Source organism: [Bacillus] caldolyticus (genome assembly GCF_003595605.1).
Taxonomy (GTDB): Bacteria; Bacillota; Bacilli; order Bacillales; family Anoxybacillaceae; genus Geobacillus; species Geobacillus thermoleovorans.
The window spans coordinates 64,672-84,826 of record NZ_CP025074.1; the positions used below are offsets into that span (position 1 = coordinate 64,672).

Here is a 20,155-nt window from a genome sequence, read left to right on the forward strand (position 1 = left end):
AGAATTTCCCCGTTCTTTCTTTTCTGTCGGTAGCAAAAAGCGGAAATTTTTTTAAATGATGTAGAGCACAGCGAACAGAGACTATTCCGAAAAGAAAGTATGAAATAAGGAGATCTTAACATGATTCATATAGCCATTATTGGAGGAGGAATTGTTGGCTTAGCTGCCGCTTATTCTATTAAGCAGGCTAGACCAGAGGCGGAAATTACAGTGATTGAAAAGGAAAATCATTGGGGAGCGCATCAAACAGGCCATAACAGCGGTGTTATTCATTCAGGGATTTATTATAAACCTGGAAGTTATAAAGCAAAATTTGCGAGATCAGGAGGGGAAGCGCTCATTCGTTTTTGTCAGAAATATGGGATTCCTTTTGAACGGTGTGGAAAAGTGATTGTAGCCACGAGTGAGCAAGAGCTTCCACTCTTGAAAAACTTATATGACCGTGGGTTGCAAAACGGTCTGAATCTCGAGTTGATTGGTCAGGATCGTTTGCGAGATTTCGAACCGTATGTTAGTGGGATCAGGGCTATTCATGTAAAAGAAACTGGCATCGTCGATTATAAGAAGGTTTGTGAAATAATAGCATCACTATTAAAGGATGTAGGCGCCGAACTATCATTAAATACAAAGGTGGAGCGAATCGTAGAAGAGCGTTCAAAAGTCCGCGTAATTACTAACCGCGGCGCCCAATCATTTGATTTTGCAGTTAACTGTGCAGGGTTGCATAGCGACCGTATTGCTCGTGCTTCGGGAGTAGCAATGGACCTAAAAATTGTTCCTTTTCGCGGGGAGTACTATAAGTTGCGCCCTGAAAAACGCTACCTTGTGAAAAACTTAGTGTATCCTGTTCCGAATCCACAATTTCCTTTTCTTGGCGTTCATTTAACAAGAATGATCAATGGTGAGGTGGAAGTGGGACCAAATGCTGTACTTGGATTCAAGCGTGAAGGATACAGAAAAACGGATGTGGATGTCAAGGACCTGCTAGATACTTTCTCGTTTAGGGGGTTTTGGAAATTAGCCTTGACGTACTGGCGAGAAGGAATGGAAGAAATGGTCCGTTCATATAGCAAAATATCTTTTGTAAAAAATGTCCAGCGTTTGCTTCCAGATGTAGAGGCGGACGATTTGATCCCGGCGCCGGCAGGCGTACGCGCCCAAGCATTGCGCTCTGATGGAACACTCGTTGATGATTTTTACATTATTAATACGAAGAGAACCGTTCATGTTTTAAATGCCCCATCGCCTGCGGCAACAGCCTGTTTTCCTATTGGAGAAGAGATCGCACGGCGAACTCTTGAGATGGCGGGGTGTTGAGGGCAGTCTGCCCGGCGCAAGCATGGCTTGCGCCGGCACTGTGCGAAGGATTTTCATATCTTTGGATCGCTTCAACCCTGCAAGTGTGAGTTATTGCAAAGAAAAAGCACATTTTCCCTACTGCAGCCCTATGGTGGGGTAGCGGAGTTTTTCTCGAAAAACGATGGACGACGAAACGGGAGAAACAGACAATGCATTCGGAAACGGTCAGGATGGGGGATCTTATTACTCCGCCTTCTTCAGCAAATAAATCTCCTCTTCCGCTCGCGCGATGCGGCTGAGTTGATAATCAAGCCGCTGATGAATGAGGGAGATGTCTTCTTTTGTCGCCATTTGCTCGCGAAGGCGGGAGAGCTCGTCTTTTGTTGCCATCTGCTCGCGAATGCCAGCCATTTCTCCGCGGAGGTTGGCGATTTCGTGGCGCATGCCGTCTTGGATGCTTCGCTGCTCGAGTTGATTGTCGCGGATCGCTTTGATCATTTCTGTGTTTTCTTTCATTTGCTCTTTTAACCAGCGCAATTCTTCTTCCTGTTTGTCCATTCGTTGTTCGAGCTTGTCCACTTTTTGCTTTACCGTTTGGAGTTCCTGTTTCATGGAATCCATTTCTCTCTTCATGGAGTCCATGTCTTTTTTCATGGAATCCATATCTTTTTTCATGGAATCCATATCCTTTTTCATGGCGTCCATGTTTTGCTTGACCATCTGCATATCTTGTTTCACGACGGTCATGTCATTGACTAAACCTTGTACAAGTTCAGTCAATTGGCGTAAAAGCTGTTCTTGCATGAGGAGCCCTCCTTAACTTGAATATCGCGCTAATGAGGGGCATTTCCGCCAATGGAGGGAGGGAAGTCTGAGGTGTGGAATGAGGAAGGAAATGCCTACAGAATTATTATACCATAGATTGGCCAGGCCATCATTCCTAAAAGGGCGGCGATTTATTGAAAAAGGCGGCTCATCCCAACTCTTTTTCAATTAGAGAAACCTTGTCAGATCTGCTCTCCTTTCTGGTCAAACGCCGCTGATTTGAGCAAAAAACTAGTTTTTCACCAGTTTTCTAAATTTGTGAAAAGAAAGGAATAGATAGAGGGCATGTTGAATAATAGTTATGGAAGTTTTCAAAGTTCGAAGGAAACAGATTGATAGGAGCAGAAAAAATGAACTCATGGATCAAGAGGAGAAATGCGGCGCTTGTGTGTATGGCGTCAATCTTTTTATTTTCATGCGGAAATGCGGTGGACCACGGCGCACAAGAAGTGTTGGCTGCGCGAAACGAAACGGCTGGGCGAGCGGCCGAGCATCCGCCGTTGCTGAAGCCAGCCGACAAAGCGGCTGTGGCGCAGGCGGCAATGAAGTCAACGGCGCCAAGTGAAGTGCGCATTACGTTAAGCGCAGCGGGAGATGTGACGCTCGGGCGCGATGAAAACTACGGCTATGCGTATTCGTTCGACGATGAGGCGAAAAAGCACGGCTTGCGCTATTTTACGAAATACATTGAGCCGATCTTTCAAAAAGATGATTTTACCACGGTCAATTTGGAGACAACGTTGACCACCTCCACGCGCAAAGCGAGCAAGAAATTCCGTTTCCGCGGCCATCCGAGCTATGCGAAGATTTTAACCTATGGCGGCATTGACGCTGTTAATCTGGCTAATAATCATACGTACGATTATTTGCAACGAGGATATAATGACACGATTGCCAATCTGAAAAAAGAAAACATCGGCTATTTTGGTCGCACGTTTCGGCTGCTGAAAACGGTGAAAGGAATCCAAATCGGAGCGCTTGGCTATGAAGGCTGGAGCAATACAAGCGCACTGCGCAAGCAGATCGCCAACGACATTCGCACGCTTCGGAAGCAAGGGGCCGATATCGTGCTCATTCATTTTCATTGGGGAGTCGAACGAAGCTATACGCCAAACAGCACGCAAAAGGCGCTCGGCCGCTTTGCCATTGACAGCGGCGCCGATTTGGTCGTCGGCCATCATCCGCATGTCATTCAAGGCATTGAGGAGTATAAAGGGAAGTTTATCGTCTACAGCCTAGGCAATTTCATGTTCGGAGGGAACAAAAATCCGAGCGACAAAGATACGTACGTGTTTCAGCAGACGTTTTCTTTCCAAAACGGCAAACGGACGGCCAAAAAAGAAATTCGCGTCATCCCGTTTCGCATTTCGTCGGTGACGACAAGAAACAACTATCAGCCGGTGCCGCTCACGGGAAAGGAAGCGAAACGAGTGAAAGGGAAAATCGTCTCATTATCAGCGAAAATCGTGAAACCGACGTGGACGGCATATGAGGCCCATTGATCCATGCCTAAAAGTTGGTGAAAAACGATGATTTCTTTACAATGGCCTGAGAAAGATGGCGGTTTGAGAACGTCTCCTCGCTTAAACGTTTTCCGTTTCCCCATCGGTCTTTGGAAGAAATCAAAAAAGGATGGCCTTCATGCCGAGGGCCATCCCTTTTCGTTTTTGACAAAGTTACGAGCGTTCCTTGATTAAGTTGGCGACGAGCACGCACCGCTGCGGGGCGGGGCCGACGTAGCGGAACGGATAACACGTGGAAACGGTGAGCGTCGCTTTTGGTTTTCGGTTCATTCTAGTTTGCCTCAGCTCCTTGGCGGGAGTGGACAAGGAATGCGCCCGCGCCGATGAAGGACAAGCCAAGCAGCATATAAGCCGCATACGGCGAGGCTGTTTTCGGCAGTTTCGCCTCGGCTTCAGTACGCTTCAGCGGTTTCGGCGGCGCCGGTTTCACCACTTTTTCGATTTTTGCCGCCTGACCTCCATTTTGCAAGTCTTCCCCGATCTCATCGAAAATATCGGAGGCAAACATCTCTTCGGTCACAACAAAATCGGCAAGCAGTTCGCCTTCGGTGCTGTAAATTTCAACAAGCAAATCGTAGCCGTTCGTTGATTCTAACGTCAACAATGTCGACAGGCTGAGAGGCTTTTTCTCGCCGTCTTTCGTCAAATAAAACTTCGCTTCCAGCTGGCAAGCGGAAAGCAGGTCGGTCCATACATCGGCGATTTCAGCGATTTGCGCTGGCGAGAGTTCCGTCACGCTTGTGAAATCGTACGCACCGATCGCCTCAAGCCGCTGGCCGATTTCCTCCATTTTTTCGGCGAATTGCGGATCTTCCATATTGAGCGATTCAAAATGGTTGTATAACTTTTCTAACTCCGCGTCCGTCAAGCCGAGCTCGTCCAAATCCGGAAGCAAGTAATCGACGACCGCCTCCGCCAGTTCCTCGACCGTCGCGTAATTGTCAAGTGAATCGCCGTTTTTAGCCAGCAGTTTTTCAAGCTTTTACATAAAAACCGCTCCATCGTCGTCTAATGTTTCCCATGTATGACTTTTTAGAGGAAACGTATGCTAACCGTTGAATGGAAGCCGTCGGGTAAAGGAGGAATGATGTTGTTGCTTCTTGAAGGAGGAAACGACGGGACGAAACGTAACGTAACGAGTTGGTGTAAAGGAGCGTCTGGAGAAACAAACAAGGAGAAAAATGAAGCGGGCAGCAGGGCATCGTCATGATCTGAGAAGAAAACCGACGGGATGTAACGCATCCCATTGGGTTTTCTTGATCAGGACGGTCGTTTCTGTTCCATATAATTAAAAAGCCATGAGCTAATTCGTATCGATCAAAGGATAGAAGGAATATTATAAATCTTCATTTTTTTCAGTTTTATTATTGACAGTGTGTTTAAATTTTAATAGTATTATGTTAAACAGACGATATTAAATAAAACGTAATAAAACAGAGAGGTGTCTAGCCGATGCCGATAGGCAGGGAGGTGCGCTGCGTGTTTTGCGGCTCAGTGAACGTAGCGCCGCTATCGATGTTTGGGACCGCTCAGCTCGTTTCGCAATACTATTGCCATCAATGCAAAAGCGTGTTTGAGCGGGTGAGATGGAGAGACGATGCCAAGGAGGAAGGGGAGCCCACTGATGAAGATCAAGCAACATTATCCGCTGTTCATTAACGGCCAGTATGTCGAGAGCAGCAACGGAGAAGTGTTTGAAACGATCAATCCGGCGACAGAGGAAGTGATTGCGACCGTCGCCAAAGCCACGAAAGAAGACGTAGACCGTGCCGTCAAGGCGGCGCGCGCGGCGTTTGAATCGGGAAAATGGCCCAAAATGACGGGGGCGAAGCGGGCGCGCCTGCTGAATCAAATTGCCCGCTTGATGAGGGAGCGATTCGATGACTTGGTGTATGCGGAAGTGTTAAACAGCGGTAAAACGGTCGATGCGGCCAAAGGGCAAATTATGCAAGCGATTGAGGATTTTGAATTTTATGCGGCCGCAGCAATTACGTTGCAAGGCGACGTCAACCAAGTGCCAAACGGCTTTTTCAACTACACGGTCAAAGAGCCGGTCGGTGTATGCGGACAAATCATCCCGTGGAACTATCCGTTGATGATGGCGGCTTGGAAGCTCGCGCCGGCATTGGCAGCCGGGTGCACGGTCGTGTTAAAGCCGGCAAGCTATACGCCGATCACCGCTTATATGCTGGCGGAAATTTGCCAAGAGGCCGGGATTCCGGATGGCGTCGTCAATGTCATTGCTGGAAGTGGTTCTGAAATCGGTCCGTATATGACCGAGCATCCGTGCATTGACAAAGTGGCCTTCACCGGAGAGACGGAAACCGGCAAAGACATTATGCGGCGCGCCTCGGAGACGTTGAAGCGAGTGACGCTCGAACTCGGCGGGAAATCGCCAAACATCGTGTTTGATGATTGCGATATCGAAGCGGCGGTCAACGGCTCGCTTTACGGCATTTTTTACAACACGGGGCAGTCGTGCGAAGCGCGTTCGCGGCTGTTTGTGCATGAAACCATTTACGATGAGTTTATGGAGAAATTGATTGAAAAAGCGTCCCGCATCCGCGTCGGCAACCCGTTTGAAAGAGGGGTGCATATGGGCGCGGTCATTTCGCGAAGCCATCAGCAAGTGATCGACAGCTATGTGAAGCTGGCGGTTGAGGAAGGCGGCGAAATTTTATACGGCGGGAAAATCCCGGAAGGTGAGGAGTTTGCGAAAGGCTATTGGTACATGCCGACGATTATCGGCAATGTAAGAAACGACATGCGGGTGGCGCAGGAAGAAATTTTCGGTCCAGTCGTCGTTGTCATGAAGTTCCGTGACGAGGAAGAGGCCATTAAGCTGGCGAACGATACGATTTTCGGGTTAGGATCAGCCGTTTGGACGAAAGACCACGGAAGAGCCCATCGCGTCGCCGCGCGCATCCGCGCTGGGATTGTCATGGTCAACTCGCCGATTTCCGCATTTCCAGGCACGCCGTTTGGGGGGTACAAGCAGTCGGGGTTTGGCCGCGAGCTGGCGCTTGAGACGTTGAACTTATACACTGAGACAAAAAGCGTCGTCTCTTATATCGGCACTAAACCGTTGAACCTATTTGGCATTTGATCACGCCGCAAGAGGCGCTGGACATTGGACTGGTGAACCGAGTGTTTCCGCAGGCGGAAACGAGAGAGCGGACGCGGGAATATGCGCGCAAGCTCGCGAGCAGCGCGACGTATGCGGTCTCGAACATCAAGCTGGCGATCATGAACGGGAAAGAGATGCCGCTGAATGTGGCGATCCGCTGCGAAGGCGAGCTGCAAAACTTGCTGTTCCGATCCGAAGACGCGAAAGAAGGGATGAGCGCCTTTTTGGAAAAACGCCAACCGAATTGGAAAGGAGTTTAATGATTCAGAGTGCATATCGGCCGTTTCGGCCGATATGTTTTTATGAAAACATAAATTTAGCGCTTGAAAGGGAAGGTGATTTCGTACCATAATAAAAGAAAAATTCAAAAAAAAGACAAGGTGTGAACAGCAGTGAAGCCGAGAGCGCTCATGTTTACGTTATTTGGGGAATATATTCAACATTATGGGAACGAAGTATGGATCGGAAGCTTGATCCAAATGATGTCCCACTTCGGCATTTCCGAGTCGTCCATCCGCGGAGCGGCGCTAAGGATGGTGCAACAGGGATTTTTTGAAGTCCGGAAAATCGGCAACAACAGCTATTATTCGTTGACGCCGAAAGGGAAACGGACGATGATGGACGGGTTCAACCGCGTCTATTCGCAGCGGAACTACAAGTGGGACGGCCAATGGCGGGTGTTGACGTACTCCGTTCCCGAAGAAAAACGGGAGCTGCGCAGCCAAATCCGCAAAGAATTAAGCTTGATGGGGTTTGGCCTCATCTCCCACGGGACGTGGGCGAGTCCGAATCCGATCGAACCGCAAGTGATGGAATGGGTTAAAGACTATCATTTGGAGCCGTACGTCATTTTGTTTACGGCGAGCTCCATCGTGTCGCACAGCAACGAGCAAATCATCGAGCGCGGCTGGGATTTCTCTTATATTGCCAAGGAGTATGACCGGTTTATTGAAACGTACGAACGAAAGTACGAAGAATTCCAACAACGGGCTTGGAACAATGAGCTGACTGACCGCGAATGTTTCATTGAGCGGACGAAACTCGTGCATGAATATCGGAGTTTTTTCTTTATTGATCCGGGATTTCCGAACGATTTATTACCGGATGATTGGAGCGGAACGAGGGCGCGGGAGCTGTTTTTTAATGTCCATCAGCTGCTCGCCGTTCCGGCCATCCGCTATTTTGAAACATTGTTTGAGGCCGCACCAGATCGTGAGGTGACATTCAACCGCGATAAGGCGATCAATCCGTTTATGGAAATGATTTAACGCCATTCCGAAAGAAGTCCTCCACTTCTAAACGAAGGGGAGGTGGGGGATGACAACCGTCGGGCAGACGGGGGTCGCTCGGTCCATTTTAGTCATAAGACGGGATCATCCGAGAAGCCCCTACCTCTAAGCAAAGCATAGATGGCGGGGGATGTCACCGTTTATGCGTCTAAAATGGATTGGGGGATATCGGCGCCTGGCATGTCCACTTGAGGCGCTGTGAATAAGAGGAAGGAAAAAAGCAGGGGGAGGGGAAAAGGATGGCGCAGATTGAAATGGAAACGGTAGGAGACGGAATTTACCGCGTTCCGATTCCAGTCCCGTTTCCAATGAAGTATGTCTATTGTTACGTATGCCGGGAGACGGATGGGTGGAGCATCGTTGACGTTGGCTTTCGCGATCCTGAGGCGATTCGTGCATGGGAAACAGTGTTTCGGCAGTTGGGAATCAAGCCGCGGCACGTTCGCGCTATTTACATCACTCACTTCCATCCAGACCATTTTGGCTTGGCCGGGTGGATGCAGCAGCAGACGGAAGCGCCCGTCTGGATCAGCGAACCGGATTATGCGATGGCGGAACGGGTGTGGGGGGAAGAGAGCGTCCAGGCGAGCGAAGTAGGTGCCATGTTTCGCCGCCATGGCGTGCCGGATGAGCTTGTATCCGAAATTGAGGAGAACATGTGGAAGCTGTCGCTGCGCGTCAGCCCGTTTCCGGTGTTAACCGTTTTGGACCGTCCAGACATTGTGCTGGGGCAACGGCGGTGGATAGTCATCCCAGTCCCAGGGCACAGCGATGGATTGATCAGTTTTTATCAGCCAGAATCGCGCCAGCTGCTTGCCTCGGACCACGTGCTTGACCGCATCACACCGAACATTAGTGTATGGCCGGGCGCCCACCCAAATCCGCTCGAGCAATATTTTGCTTCGCTTCGCAAAGTGGAGGAGCTTGGGGTGGATGTGGCTCTGCCTGCCCATGGCGGGGTCATTCGCCAATTTCGCGAGCGGATCGGCGACATTTTCCGCCATCACGAACAACGGTTGCAAAAAATGAAAGCGCTAGCAGGAGCGGGGTCCACCGCCTATGAAGTCGCCCATCGCGTGTTCGGCCATAAGCCGTTGACGGCGCACCAATGGCGATTTGCAGTGGCTGAGACGCTGGCGCATTTGGAATATTTGGTGTCTGTCGGCGAATTGCAAAAAGAGGAGCATCGCCATGCGGTCATCTATCGGCAATGCCCGATGTCCAGCTGTTAGCCAGCTGGCTTTTTTTTTTTTTTTTTTTTGCCTAGTTGTGCAACTAGTGGCTCCATGAAAATTACACGAACGGAAAACAAATGTTGTATACTCTGAAAAACGACCGAATGGAACAAAGAGACAGAATGGACGGTTGATCAGCAGAAATAAAAGGATTCCCAACTAAAAATAATTTTCCGATTTTTCTTATTTTTATGTTGACAACACTATTTACGCTGTATTAACATTATGTATAGAATACGATAGTTAAAAAAACGTAATAAGGAAGGTGGGAATATGGATCAAGCAACGCTGCTAAAGGAAAAAGTTCAAAATGGATTTATCGTCGAAGGCATTGACGATATGAATGAAGAGTATTTAAACGCGTTGAAACAGACGCTGACGATCGTCGGCGACACCGAGCTGCTGAGCGTCCCGCCGCTGCTTACGGTGTACGACCAAGCGCCGACGTTAAACAGCAAAATTACAGCGCTGGCCATTATGCAGGATGAAATCGGCCATGCCCACATCGCCTATCGGCTGTTGAAAGATTTGGGCGAAGATGTTGACAGGCTGCTGTACGAGCGGGAGGCGCACCGTTGGAAAAACCCGTACGCCTTTGATTTTGAGTTGTCAAACTGGATTGAATTCGGCGTCTTCAATGCTTTTTTTGACCGCGCGGGCTACACCCTTCTTGGAGATGCGTTTGAGCATACGTCGTACGGGCCGTGGAAGCGGGCGCTCGTGAAAGTGGACAAAGAGGAGCTGTTCCATCTTCGCAACGGCGAGATCATTATGAGAACAGCGATGCAGGATCCGAATTTGCGCGAAGAAGTGCAAAAAGCGGTCGACTGGATGTTTTTAATGGCGCTTGAGTTTTTCGGGGTCGAGGACCGGTTGAAAAGCCGCTCGGCGCAGCTGGAGTACCGCTTAAAAGGGCGGACGAATGACGAACTGCGGCAAAAATGGCTGTCAACGGCCGTTCCGTTCTGCGAATCAATCGGTGTCAAAGTTCCTGCCCATTATGATGAGGAGCAACAAAAATACGTGCTCGATGTGCCGTTCCCGTGCAAGTTTGACCCGGTGAACAAAAAATGGCTGTTTGACCAGCCGGATACGTGGGACAACGTCATCAAGCGGTTTAAACAGCGGGGTCCGAAAAATAAAGAGTTCGTGGAACGGATTCAACGCGGGGCGAAGGAACTCGAACAACTGCGAAAGGAAGCGGTGTGATGGACAAACGGAACACCGAAACGGAAAAGTATTGGCAAGCGCTGAAAGAAGTGATGGATCCGGAATTTCCGATCAGCGTCGTCGATATGGGACTCATTTACCACATTGAAAAAGTGGATGACGAGCTTCATGTGACCATGACATATACAGCGGTATCATGCGCTTGCATGGAGTGGATCGAGCAAGACATCCGCGATCGACTGCTCAAAGAGAAAGGGGTTCGTGACGTGCATATTCACGTCGTTTGGGATCCGCCGTGGACGGTCGACAGGATCAGTCCGGAAGGGCGCGAGAAATTGAAATATTGGGGGGTGAGCTCCACATGACAGCGGCCCAACGACGAAAAACGTTTGACATTTTCGCTCGCGTGAAACGGGGCGACCAATTGGCCCACATCGGCACGGTGGAGGCGGAAAACGAGGAGCTGGCAAAAGTATATGCCACTTACACGTACGATGAGGAAGATTGGGCGGAAATGGTTGTTGTCGACCGCAGCGAGCTCGTTTGGGTGAGAAAACCGAAGTGGCTATTTGCCTAAAAGGGGGAGGAGGCGCAATGGAACAAAGGCAGTCTGCTGTGCATTCGCTGATTGAGTTGCTCGAAACGATCGCTGACAATAAATACGTTCTTGGCGACCGCCTCGTTGAGGTCGGGGTCAGCGGTCCGAATTTGGAAGCCACGCTGGCATCGATCGCGATGGCGCAAGGAGAGCTCGGACATGCGCGCTTGTTGTACAACTGGTGTTTCGATTTGCACGGCTTGAAAGGAAAAAAGCCGGAAATTTACGGCCAAACCGGAAAAGCGCTGGAAAGCGCCGTCAACGTGCATAACTGGATCACGCTCATCGCTGCACTATACGCAACAAACACCGCCATTGACGCTGTTTTGCAATCCGCACTTGATGCCAACCATCCTGCCATTGTATCGCGAATCCAGAAGTTGATCCGAGAACAACAAGATCATCTTGTATACGCCAAACATTGGGCGCAGCAGCTCGCCCATGAGCGCGGCGCTGTTCCTCATCGTTTCCGCGAAGCGTTGAACGCCGCGGCGAACGAAGCGGCGGCTTGGTTAAAAGAGGTTGAAAGCAAGGAAGAGTTGCAGCAGGAAGGGTACTTGCCGAACGGAGTCAAGCTCGTTGAACGGCTGCAGCAGGAATTGAAAACGGTTGCGGCTGAACCTTTCGTTCAGTTGAAATAACAACAGCACACAAGGAGGTGAGGAACAGACGGTGTTCTTTCTCTCTTGAAGCACAAGGGAAATGAACTTTCAAAATGAGGTCTATCCGTCGTTGCCTGCGTGAAACAATCAAATCATTTTTGAAGGAAGGGGAATGAAACAATGACTGCTGTAGAAACGAAAAAACAATATTTAACGGTTGTCAAAGAGGATGGGATTGCCGAGATTCACTTGCACATTAACAAATCGAACTCGTATGATTTGGAATTTTACAAAGAATTCAATGCAGCCATCGATGACATCCGCTTTGACCCAGACATCAAAGTCGTCATCGTCATGAGCGATGTGCCGAAGTTTTTCTCGGCAGGGGCGGATATCAACTTTTTACGCTCGGCTGATCCGCGGTTTAAAACGCAATTTTGCCTGTTCTGCAATGAGACGCTCGACAAAATCGCGCGTTCGCCGCAAGTGTACATTGCCTGCTTAGAAGGGCATACGGTCGGCGGCGGGTTGGAGCTGGCGTTGGCGTGCGATTTGCGGTTTATGGGCGATGAAGCAGGGAAAATCGGGCTGCCGGAAGTGTCGCTTGGCGTGTTGGCCGGAACAGGCGGCACGCAGAGGCTGGCGCGGCTCATCGGCTATTCGCGGGCGCTGGATATGAACATTACGGGCGAAACGATCACGCCGCAAGAGGCGCTGGACATTGGACTGGTGAACCGAGTGTTTCCGCAGGCGGAAACGAGAGAGCGGACGCGGGAATATGCGCGCAAGCTCGCGAGCAGCGCGACGTATGCGGTCTCGAACATCAAGCTGGCGATCATGAACGGGAAAGAGATGCCGCTGAATGTGGCGATCCGCTACGAAGGCGAGCTGCAAAACTTGCTGTTCCGCTCCGAAGACGCGAAAGAAGGGATGAGCGCCTTTTTGGAAAAACGCCAACCGAATTGGAAAGGCATTTAACGTGTGGTTAGCGGAGCCTTTGAAATGGAGACAGATTCATCCTTTCAAAGGCTTCGCTGCCCAGTTGTTTTGCACGCTGATTCACCGGGCAGTTCAATTTCATGGGGAATGGGATGGTGAACAATGGAATTGCGCGGGTTCGGAAGGCTGTACAATGCGGCGGGATTGTTTATTGACTATAACGTCCATAGCGGGTTGGGCGAGAAAACGGCCATTTATTATCGCGATGAGCAAATTTCCTACCAGGAATTGCAAGAAAAAGTGAACCAAACCGGCAATATGCTGCGGGGGCTTGGCTATCGGATGGAAGACCGGCTGGTGATGGTCTGCCACGATACCCCCGAGTTTATCTATACGTTTTTTGGCGCCATCAAAATCGGAGCGGTGCCGATTCCGGTCAATACGATGATGCAACCGTCGGATTACGAATATTTTTTAAACAACAGCCGGGCGAAAGGGTTGGTCATTCACGAAGACTTATGGGAGCGTCTTCAGCCGATTCGCGAGCGGTTTGCTTTTTTGCAAGATGTCATTGTCATTCATGAAAACGCTAACAGTTCCATCGAGGGAACGCTTTCCTTTCATCGGTTGCTTGCCCGCACGGATAAGGAGCTGGAAGCGGCGCCGACGAACAAAGATGATGCGGCGTTTTGGCTGTTCAGTTCAGGAAGCACGGGGGATCCGAAAGGAATCATCCATTTGCAGCACGATATGGAATATGCGTTAAACACATACGCCAGACAAGTGCTGGGAATCAACGAGAATGACCGCTGTCTGTCGGCGTCGAAACTGTATTTCGCGTATGGCCTCGGCGGCGGAATGTATTTTCCGTTAGGCGTCGGCGCCTCGACCGTGCTTGTGAAAGAGCGGCCTTCGCCGGAGGTGATGTTTCAGGCGATTGAAACGTACAAGCCGACGATTTTTTTCGGCGTGCCGACGTTGTACGGCGCCATGATCGATTATGCAGAAAAAGCCGGCCGGCGCTTTGACGTTCGTTCGTTGCGCGTCTGTGTCTCCGCTGGTGAAGCGTTGCCGCCATCGTTTTATTATAAATGGAAACAGCTGTTTGGGGTCGACATTTTAGACGGCATCGGCTCGACGGAAGCGTTGCACATTTTCATTTCCAACCGCATTGGCGACGTCAAACCGGGCAGCTCCGGAAAGGCGGTTCCGGGCTATGAAGTAAAAATCATTGATGGGCAAGGGAATGAACTGCCGCCAAATGAGGTGGGCGACTTGATCATTCGCGGCGACTCGATTGCCCACGGATATTGGAACCTTCACGAGCAAAACAAGCAAAAATTCGTCGGAGAATGGCTGTATATTGGCGATAAATATTACCGCGACGAAGAAGGGTATTACTGGTATTGCGGGCGCTCCGATGATATGCTGAAAGTCGGGGGCATTTGGGTTTCCCCGATCGAGGTGGAAAACTGCCTTCTGCGGCATGACGATGTACTGGAAGCAGCCGTAGTGGGTGTGGAAAATGAAAACGGGTTGGTGGTTCCAAAAGCGTTCGTCGTGTTGAAAGACGGCGTTCCTCGTTCAGCTGAGAAGGAAGAAGAGCTCAAGCAATTTGCGAAGCAACATCTGGCCCACTATAAATACCCGCGCATCATCGAATTGATCGACGAACTCCCGAAAACAGCCACTGGAAAAATTCAGCGCTTTAAACTGCGGCAGCTATTGAAACAACGATGAACGAGGCGAAAGGGACGATTCGGCCATGAAGCGAAACGAGTTTCAGCTGCGCGTCAACTTCGGCGACACCGATGCAGCCGGCATCGTCTATTATCCGAACTATTTTAAATGGTTCGATATTGCCGGACATCAGTTTTTCCGCAGCATCGGGCTGCCGCCGGCGAAATTGATGAAAGAACAGAATATCATTTTGCCGCTGCTGGATGTTGGCTGCACGTTTGAGCGTCCATTGTATTACGACGACATTATTACGATTCGGACAACGGTGGAGGAGGTCAACCGCAAAACGATTAAACTGCGCCATGAAGTGTTTCGCGAAGAGGTGCGGACCGGCCACGGCTTTGAGCTGAGAGGCTGGGTCAAGGAGGAGGGCGGGTGCATGTTTGCCATGCCGATTCCTGATGACGTTCGGCAGCTGCTCGAAGAAGACGGCGTTGGGGCATGCCCCCATATGAATCCGCTGCTGAATGCTTAATGATTGGGAGAGCCAAGTTCGCCTTGTTGCGTCTTGGCTTGCTTTTTCTCTAAGCTGAGGAAAGGGGAAAGAGTTTATGATCCGAACAGCGAAGCGGACGGAGCTGATTGAAGTGGCGCAAGGGCGCCGTCCCGCTCATATCGTCATTCAAGGCGGGATCGTCGCCAATGTTTATTCGGGGGAATTTTTGCGCCAAAATGTTGCCATTTACGAAGATGCCATCGCTTACGTTGGAGAAAACGAAGTCGCCACCGATGAACATACGATCGTCATCGATGCGGAAGGGATGTACGTTTCCCCCGGATTCATTGAGCCGCACGCTCACCCGTGGGTGTTTTACAATCCCGTCAGCATGACAGCTAAGGTGCTGCCGCTCGGCACGACAACGACAGTCAATGACAACTTGTTTTTTTATTTGCATTTCGGCGTCGATGGGTTTCGTCAGCTGGTTGAGGATTTGCGGGCGCTGCCGGGCAATTTCTTTTGGCTCGTCCGTTTGGTGTCGCAAGCCGACTTTCCGGGCGAACGCGACTGGTTCGATCCAGAGAGAATTCAAAAGTTGCTTGAGATGGACGAAGTCGTAGGGACGGCGGAAGTGACAAGATGGCCGCTGTTATATCAAGGCGACCCGTTTTTGATCGACACGATTGAAGTGGCAAAACGCATGAGAAAAGTGATTGATGGCCACACGGCCGGTTGCTCATATGAGAAACTGAATAGCATTGCCGCAAGCGGCGTCAGCGCCTGCCATGAAGCTATCACGGCTAAAGAGGCGCTCCATCGGCTGCGGCTCGGCATGTGGACGACGCTTCGCCATAGCTCGCTCCGCCCGGATTTTCCGGAAATCATCCGCTTGATCACAGAGAAAAGGGTCAGCACGCACCGAATTACGATGACAACAGACGGCCCGCATCCGGGATTTATCGAGCGGGAAGGTTTTGTGGACGGGCTGGTTCGCAAGGCCGTGGAGCTTGGTGTGCCGCCGATGACCGCGCTGCAAATGGCGACGATCAACGCAGCGACGTATTTGCGGCTTGACGATGACCTCGGCGGCATCGCCCCAGGCAAGTTGGCAGATGTCATCTTGCTTCCGGATTTGGCCACGTTCCAACCGTCGTTAGTGATTTCCAAAGGCCGCATCGTCGCCTGCGACGGCAAGCTGCTTGTCCCGCTGCCTAAGATAGACTGGGGGCGGTATGTATCGAAAAAACCGTTTTTATTCGCTAAAGAGCGGCTTGAGGATGAGCATCTATACCGCTATCCGCATCCGAAGCCGGAGAAGCCGGTGCCGGTCGCCTATTTCAAAAGCAACGTCATTACCGAGCGAAAAGACATCCACCTTCCGTCCGTCAACGGTTACGCCGATCTTTCCAGACATCCAGGGCTGTTGTACGCTTCGTTGATTGCTCGCAATGGCCAATGGGTCGCGAAAGCCATTTTGGAGCGGTTTGCGGTCGATATCGATGGCATGGCATCGACGTACAATACGACGACCGAGCTGCTTGTCATCGGCAGAAATCCAAAGGCGATGGCGGCCGCTGCGAAACGAGTGCACGAAATGGGCGGCGGGATTGTTGTCGTGGATGACGGCAAGACAGTGGTGGAAATTCCGCTGCCGTTTACCGGCATGATGACGACCGGTCATTCGTTTGACACGGCTGTCCGCTTCCACGATGAGCTGTTGGCGCTGTTGCAAGAACGTGGATTTCCGTTCCATGATATTTTGTATACTCTCCTGTTTTTAACGTGCGATTTCCTGCCGGGTCTTCGCCTAATCCCGTACGGTTTGTACGATGTCAAGCGGGCGGAGATTGTGCTGCCGGCTGAAGGGCTGGAAGAAAAAGCAGTGAAATAACGCGGCAAGGAGTGCAACAGCGCGCGTGTTCGTCTTGTTGGAAAAAGGATAGCGACATGAACGCGGCGCCGGCCGCCTGGTCGTTTCCGCACGGTTTTCGATGAAAATTTGTCGTTCAAATAGAGTTGTTCCGTTGTATAATAAAAAAATGTAGGCGGGTTCACGCTGCGGATCTGCCAATGGCTCGATGTGGAGATGAAACCGATGTGGCAAACGATCAATCACATGCTGGAAAAGGTGCTGCCGGTGCTTACGCCGGCGAGCGTGGCGGTCGGCGTATGGCTGTCGGATGAATTGCGCGGTTATGCGGTGCTTGTTCCGTGGCTGTTTGCATTTATGACGTTCAGCGGCAGTTTGCGCCTGCGTTTGGCTGATTTGAAAGAGGCGCTCGTTCATCCCGGTCCGATCGCCGTAGCGCTGTGTCTGCTTCACCTCGTCATTCCGCTTTGGGCGTTTGGGCTTGGGCATCTATTTTTTGGCGGCGACCGGTTGACGGTGATCGGATTTGTGCTGGCCGCAGCCATTCCGACTGGGGTGACAAGCTTTATTTGGGTGTCGCTCGGACGGGGAAACTTGGCTTTGGCGCTTTCTGTCATTTTGATTGATACGTTCTTATCGCCGGTTGTCGTGCCGCTGACGTTGCTGTTGCTTGCTGGAAGCGCGGTCGAGATGAATGTTTGGCAGATGATGCTCGGCTTGTTTTTCATGATCATTTTGCCGTCATTGGCCGGCATGGTTGTGAGTGAACGGCTGTCTGCCAAAGCGAACGAACAGCTGGCGGCGGTGTTGGCGCCGCTTTCCAAATTGGCGCTGGTGCTTGTCGTGATGATCAACAGCGCAGTCGTCGCACCGCATTTCGGTCATGCAAGCGGCCGATTGCTGTTCATGGCGCTTCTCGTCTTGGCGATTGCGAGCTCCGGATATTTTCTTTCTTGGATGACCGCCCGTTGGCTCAAGTTTGCCCCGGCGGACATCATCGCGTTGACGTTCACCGGCGGAATGCGCAACATCAGCGCTGGCGCGGTGCTCGCGATGACGTATTTTCCTCCGGCAGTCAGCGTGCCGGTCGTGCTCGGTATGTTGTTTCAGCAAGTGCTCGCCTCGATGTACCATCGCCTGTTGGAAAAAGCGTATCATTCGTCAGCGAGTGGGCCAACGTCTTTTATCGGCAGCGCCCGCTAGGAAGCCATGAGTGGGCGGCGACGATCAAGCGGCCGTTCTCATTGGAGTTTTGCCCAACGCGTGCGGTCTGCCGCCTTGCATAGCGGCTGTAGGCAGGTGCAACGCCATGACGGGACGATTCGGCGAATGCAAAAGACAAAGAAAAAGCCATCTGCTCTAAGCGGCCATCATATGAGAAACAAGCGAAGTTTTCGATGTACCGGTGTATGCCGGCGTGTAGTCTCGCTTCGCGACTGAAGCAGGGACAGAGCTAACGGCTCGGTGCTCGCGCCTGGTCAGGGAAGCGGATGAGATGGCGGCGAAGAGGAAGGTTGAGCTCGATGATCCCTTCGACGATCAGACGGGCGATTTCTTTTGCCCCGCGTTCGTGGAAGTGCGTGTTGTCTTTGATTCCGTGCGGATAATTTGCATGCTCGCCGGGCGCAAGCCATAGAAACAACTGTTTCGTCTGTTCCGGGCCGAGCTGTTCAAACCGTTGTCTGCTTTTTGCCGTCAAATCGATGACGGGAACGTGCTCTCTCTCCCCAAGCGCCTTCATGGCCGCAGGATAAAGTCCATGCGAGTTGAGCGCTCGTCCGTCGGCAGAAAAGCGCCGCCGCTCGACCGGAGTGATGAGGACAGGGGCTGCCCCTTTCGCGCGGGCGCCGTTAATATACCGCTTCAAGTATGATTGGTAGGAGGTGAATGGTTCGGTGTAGCGCGCCGGATCGTTCACCTTTTTCTGTCGTTATCGTGGCCCGCGTTTTGTGCGTTTATGCGCCGCGGCGCTAATCGATCCGCTTTTTCCGCCGTCATCGCCTGGATGTGGCTGATCAACTGCCGCTCTTTGGCGGTCAAGTCGCGATCCGATATAGCCGCGTTTCCTTTCTCCGGCAGGAAACCCCGACAATTGCGGGGATTGAAGGGGCTTGGTCTTATGTATAAAATATTTAGGTAATTCAAAAAATACTTCAGCCCGTTGGAAGGAGAGGGAGAACATGATGAAATGCTGTCGGCGTGTTGCCCTTGTGTTGCTCGGATTATGGCTTGTGTTCTGCCTATCTGTTCCGGGAGGGCGAGCTGAAGCGGCGGCTTCGCGAGCCAATGATGCGCCGATTGTGCTTCTCCATGGCTTTACCGGCTGGGGACGAGAAGAAATGTTTGGGTTCAAGTACTGGGGCGGGGTGCGCGGCGATATCGAACAACTGCTTAACGCCCAGGGGTATCGAACGTACACGTTGGCGGTCGGCCCGCTCTCAAGCAACTGGGACCGGGCATGCGAAGCGTACGCCCAGCTTGTCGGCGGAACGGTCGATTATGGTGCGGCCCATGCGGCGAAGCACGGCCATGCGCGGTTTGGCCGCACGTATCCGGGCTTGCTGCCGGAATTGAAAAGAGGCGGCCGCGTCCATATCATCGCTCATAGCCAAGGAGGACAGACGGCCCGCATGCTTGTGTCTCTCCTAGAGAACGGAAGCAAAGAAGAGCGGGAGTACGCCAAGGCGCATAACGTGTCGTTGTCGCCGTTGTTTGAAGGCGGACATAATTTTGTGTTGAGTGTGACAACCATTGCCACTCCTCATGACGGGACGACGCTTGTCAATATGGTCGATTTCACTGATCGCTTCTTTGACCTGCAAAAAGCGGTGTTGAAAGCGGCGGCTGTCGCCAGCAATGTGCCGTACACGAGTCAAGTATACGATTTTAAGCTCGACCAATGGGGGTTGCGCCGTCAGCCGGGTGAATCGTTTGACCAATATTTTGAGCGGCTCAAACAGTCCCCCGTTTGGACGTCCGCAGATACCGCCCGCTATGATTTATCCGTTCCCGGTGCGGAGGCGCTGAACCAATGGGTGCAGGCAAGTCCGAACACGTATTATTTGAGCTTTGCCACAGAACGGACGTATCGAGGAGCTCTCACAGGCAACTATTATCCCGAACTGGGGATGAATGTATTCAGCGCCGCCGTATGCGCCCCGTTTCTCGGCTCGTACCGCAATGCGGCGCTTGGCATTGACGACCGCTGGCTTGAGAACGATGGCATCGTCAACACGTTTTCGATGAACGGGCCGAAGCGTGGATCGACCGATCGGATCGTGCCGTATGACGGGACGTTGAAAAAAGGAGTTTGGAATGACATGGGAACGTACAATGTCGATCATTTGGAAGTGATCGGCGTTGACCCGAATCCGTTGTTTGATATTCATGCCTTTTATTTACGCCTTGCCGAGCAGTTGGCGAGTTTGCGGCCTTAATGAAGGGATTATCAGGAGAACGGACAAAAAGCCATCTCGGTCAGATGGCTCTTTTTTTGTGG

General features: G+C 51.4%; 18 protein-coding genes and 3 pseudogenes. 17 read left to right on the forward strand and 4 right to left on the reverse strand.

Annotated features, from left to right (window positions below; genetic code table 11):
• Positions 1–120: 120 nt before the first annotated feature.
• On the forward strand, positions 121–1,317 hold the full coding sequence (lhgO, locus tag CWI35_RS00370) for an L-2-hydroxyglutarate oxidase (RefSeq protein WP_066228809.1): 1,197 nt from the start codon (positions 121–123) through the stop codon (positions 1,315–1,317).
• A 225-nt stretch (positions 1,318–1,542) separates the two neighbouring features.
• Here the strand turns inward: lhgO and CWI35_RS00375 are convergent, their stop codons facing one another.
• Positions 1,543–2,103 carry a hypothetical protein gene (locus tag CWI35_RS00375; RefSeq protein WP_119877358.1) on the reverse strand — a complete coding sequence of 187 codons (561 nt, stop codon included), beginning with the start codon at positions 2,101–2,103 and terminating at the stop codon, positions 1,543–1,545.
• 371 nt (positions 2,104–2,474) lie between these two features.
• Between CWI35_RS00375 and CWI35_RS00380 the strand changes: the two genes are divergently transcribed.
• Entirely contained in the window at positions 2,475–3,626 is a 1,152-nt protein-coding gene (locus CWI35_RS00380; protein WP_066228804.1) for a CapA family protein, read from the forward strand.
• 174 nt (positions 3,627–3,800) lie between these two features.
• On the opposite strand, the pseudogene CWI35_RS00385 reads toward CWI35_RS00380, so the two are convergent.
• Positions 3,801–3,908, reverse strand: a pseudogene (locus CWI35_RS00385) (class D sortase); the annotation flags it as partial.
• A gap of 10 nt (positions 3,909–3,918) precedes the next feature.
• Positions 3,919–4,617 carry a processed acidic surface protein gene (locus CWI35_RS00390; RefSeq protein ID WP_346426319.1) on the reverse strand — a complete coding sequence of 233 codons (699 nt, stop codon included), beginning with the start codon at positions 4,615–4,617 and terminating at the stop codon, positions 3,919–3,921.
• A 545-nt stretch (positions 4,618–5,162) separates the two neighbouring features.
• On the opposite strand from CWI35_RS00390, the gene CWI35_RS18775 reads away from it, so the two are divergent.
• From CWI35_RS18775 to CWI35_RS00460, 14 genes and pseudogenes are all read left to right on the forward strand, one after another.
• A complete protein-coding gene (locus tag CWI35_RS18775; RefSeq protein ID WP_430980858.1) occupies positions 5,163–5,306 on the forward strand; it encodes a hypothetical protein in 144 nt (47 codons plus the stop codon).
• Positions 5,272–6,753: an aldehyde dehydrogenase family protein gene (locus tag CWI35_RS00400; protein ID WP_373278019.1), complete on the forward strand. Its 1,482-nt coding sequence runs from the start codon at positions 5,272–5,274 to the stop codon at positions 6,751–6,753. The genes CWI35_RS18775 and CWI35_RS00400 overlap by 35 nt, the downstream gene beginning before the upstream one ends.
• Positions 6,753–7,034, forward strand: a pseudogene (locus CWI35_RS00405) (enoyl-CoA hydratase/isomerase family protein); the annotation flags it as partial. The gene CWI35_RS00400 and the pseudogene CWI35_RS00405, both read left to right, overlap by 1 nt.
• 132 nt (positions 7,035–7,166) lie before the next feature.
• The gene (locus CWI35_RS00410; RefSeq protein ID WP_240432125.1) at positions 7,167–8,042 is read left to right on the forward strand and encodes a PaaX family transcriptional regulator; all 876 of its coding nucleotides are present in this window, start codon (positions 7,167–7,169) and stop codon (positions 8,040–8,042) included.
• 260 nt (positions 8,043–8,302) lie between these two features.
• The gene (locus tag CWI35_RS00415; RefSeq protein ID WP_066228801.1) at positions 8,303–9,295 is read left to right on the forward strand and encodes an MBL fold metallo-hydrolase; all 993 of its coding nucleotides are present in this window, start codon (positions 8,303–8,305) and stop codon (positions 9,293–9,295) included.
• A gap of 276 nt (positions 9,296–9,571) precedes the next feature.
• A complete protein-coding gene (locus CWI35_RS00420; RefSeq protein ID WP_044731542.1) occupies positions 9,572–10,507 on the forward strand; it encodes a Phenylacetic acid catabolic protein in 936 nt (311 codons plus the stop codon).
• On the forward strand, positions 10,507–10,833 hold the full coding sequence (locus tag CWI35_RS00425; RefSeq protein WP_066228796.1) for a metal-sulfur cluster assembly factor: 327 nt from the start codon (positions 10,507–10,509) through the stop codon (positions 10,831–10,833). Before CWI35_RS00420 ends, CWI35_RS00425 begins: the two co-directional genes overlap by 1 nt.
• On the forward strand, positions 10,830–11,045 hold the full coding sequence (locus CWI35_RS00430) for a hypothetical protein (protein WP_066228793.1): 216 nt from the start codon (positions 10,830–10,832) through the stop codon (positions 11,043–11,045). Before CWI35_RS00425 ends, CWI35_RS00430 begins: the two co-directional genes overlap by 4 nt.
• Before the next feature lie 17 nt (positions 11,046–11,062).
• On the forward strand, positions 11,063–11,707 hold the full coding sequence (locus CWI35_RS00435) for a Phenylacetic acid catabolic protein (protein ID WP_119877360.1): 645 nt from the start codon (positions 11,063–11,065) through the stop codon (positions 11,705–11,707).
• A gap of 141 nt (positions 11,708–11,848) precedes the next feature.
• Positions 11,849–12,646, forward strand: a complete 798-nt coding sequence (locus CWI35_RS00440) for an enoyl-CoA hydratase/isomerase family protein (protein ID WP_044731538.1) — start codon at positions 11,849–11,851, stop codon at positions 12,644–12,646.
• Between the two features lie 123 nt (positions 12,647–12,769).
• The gene (locus CWI35_RS00445) at positions 12,770–14,347 is read left to right on the forward strand and encodes a benzoate-CoA ligase family protein (RefSeq protein ID WP_066228788.1); all 1,578 of its coding nucleotides are present in this window, start codon (positions 12,770–12,772) and stop codon (positions 14,345–14,347) included.
• Between the two features lie 25 nt (positions 14,348–14,372).
• A complete protein-coding gene (locus tag CWI35_RS00450; RefSeq protein ID WP_066228784.1) occupies positions 14,373–14,822 on the forward strand; it encodes an acyl-CoA thioesterase in 450 nt (149 codons plus the stop codon).
• A gap of 76 nt (positions 14,823–14,898) precedes the next feature.
• Positions 14,899–16,677, forward strand: coding sequence for an adenine deaminase C-terminal domain-containing protein (locus CWI35_RS00455; protein ID WP_119877361.1), 1,779 nt, complete (start codon positions 14,899–14,901; stop codon positions 16,675–16,677).
• Positions 16,678–16,881: 204 nt separating this feature from the next.
• Positions 16,882–17,859: a bile acid:sodium symporter family protein gene (locus CWI35_RS00460; protein ID WP_066228778.1), complete on the forward strand. Its 978-nt coding sequence runs from the start codon at positions 16,882–16,884 to the stop codon at positions 17,857–17,859.
• Positions 17,860–18,109: 250 nt separating this feature from the next.
• Here CWI35_RS00460 and CWI35_RS00465 read toward each other — a convergent pair.
• Positions 18,110–18,580, reverse strand: a pseudogene (locus CWI35_RS00465) (rhamnogalacturonan acetylesterase); the annotation flags it as partial.
• A gap of 259 nt (positions 18,581–18,839) precedes the next feature.
• On the opposite strand from CWI35_RS00465, the gene CWI35_RS00470 reads away from it, so the two are divergent.
• Positions 18,840–20,093 carry an esterase/lipase family protein gene (locus tag CWI35_RS00470; RefSeq protein WP_119877991.1) on the forward strand — a complete coding sequence of 418 codons (1,254 nt, stop codon included), beginning with the start codon at positions 18,840–18,842 and terminating at the stop codon, positions 20,091–20,093.
• Positions 20,094–20,155: the final 62 nt, after the last annotated feature.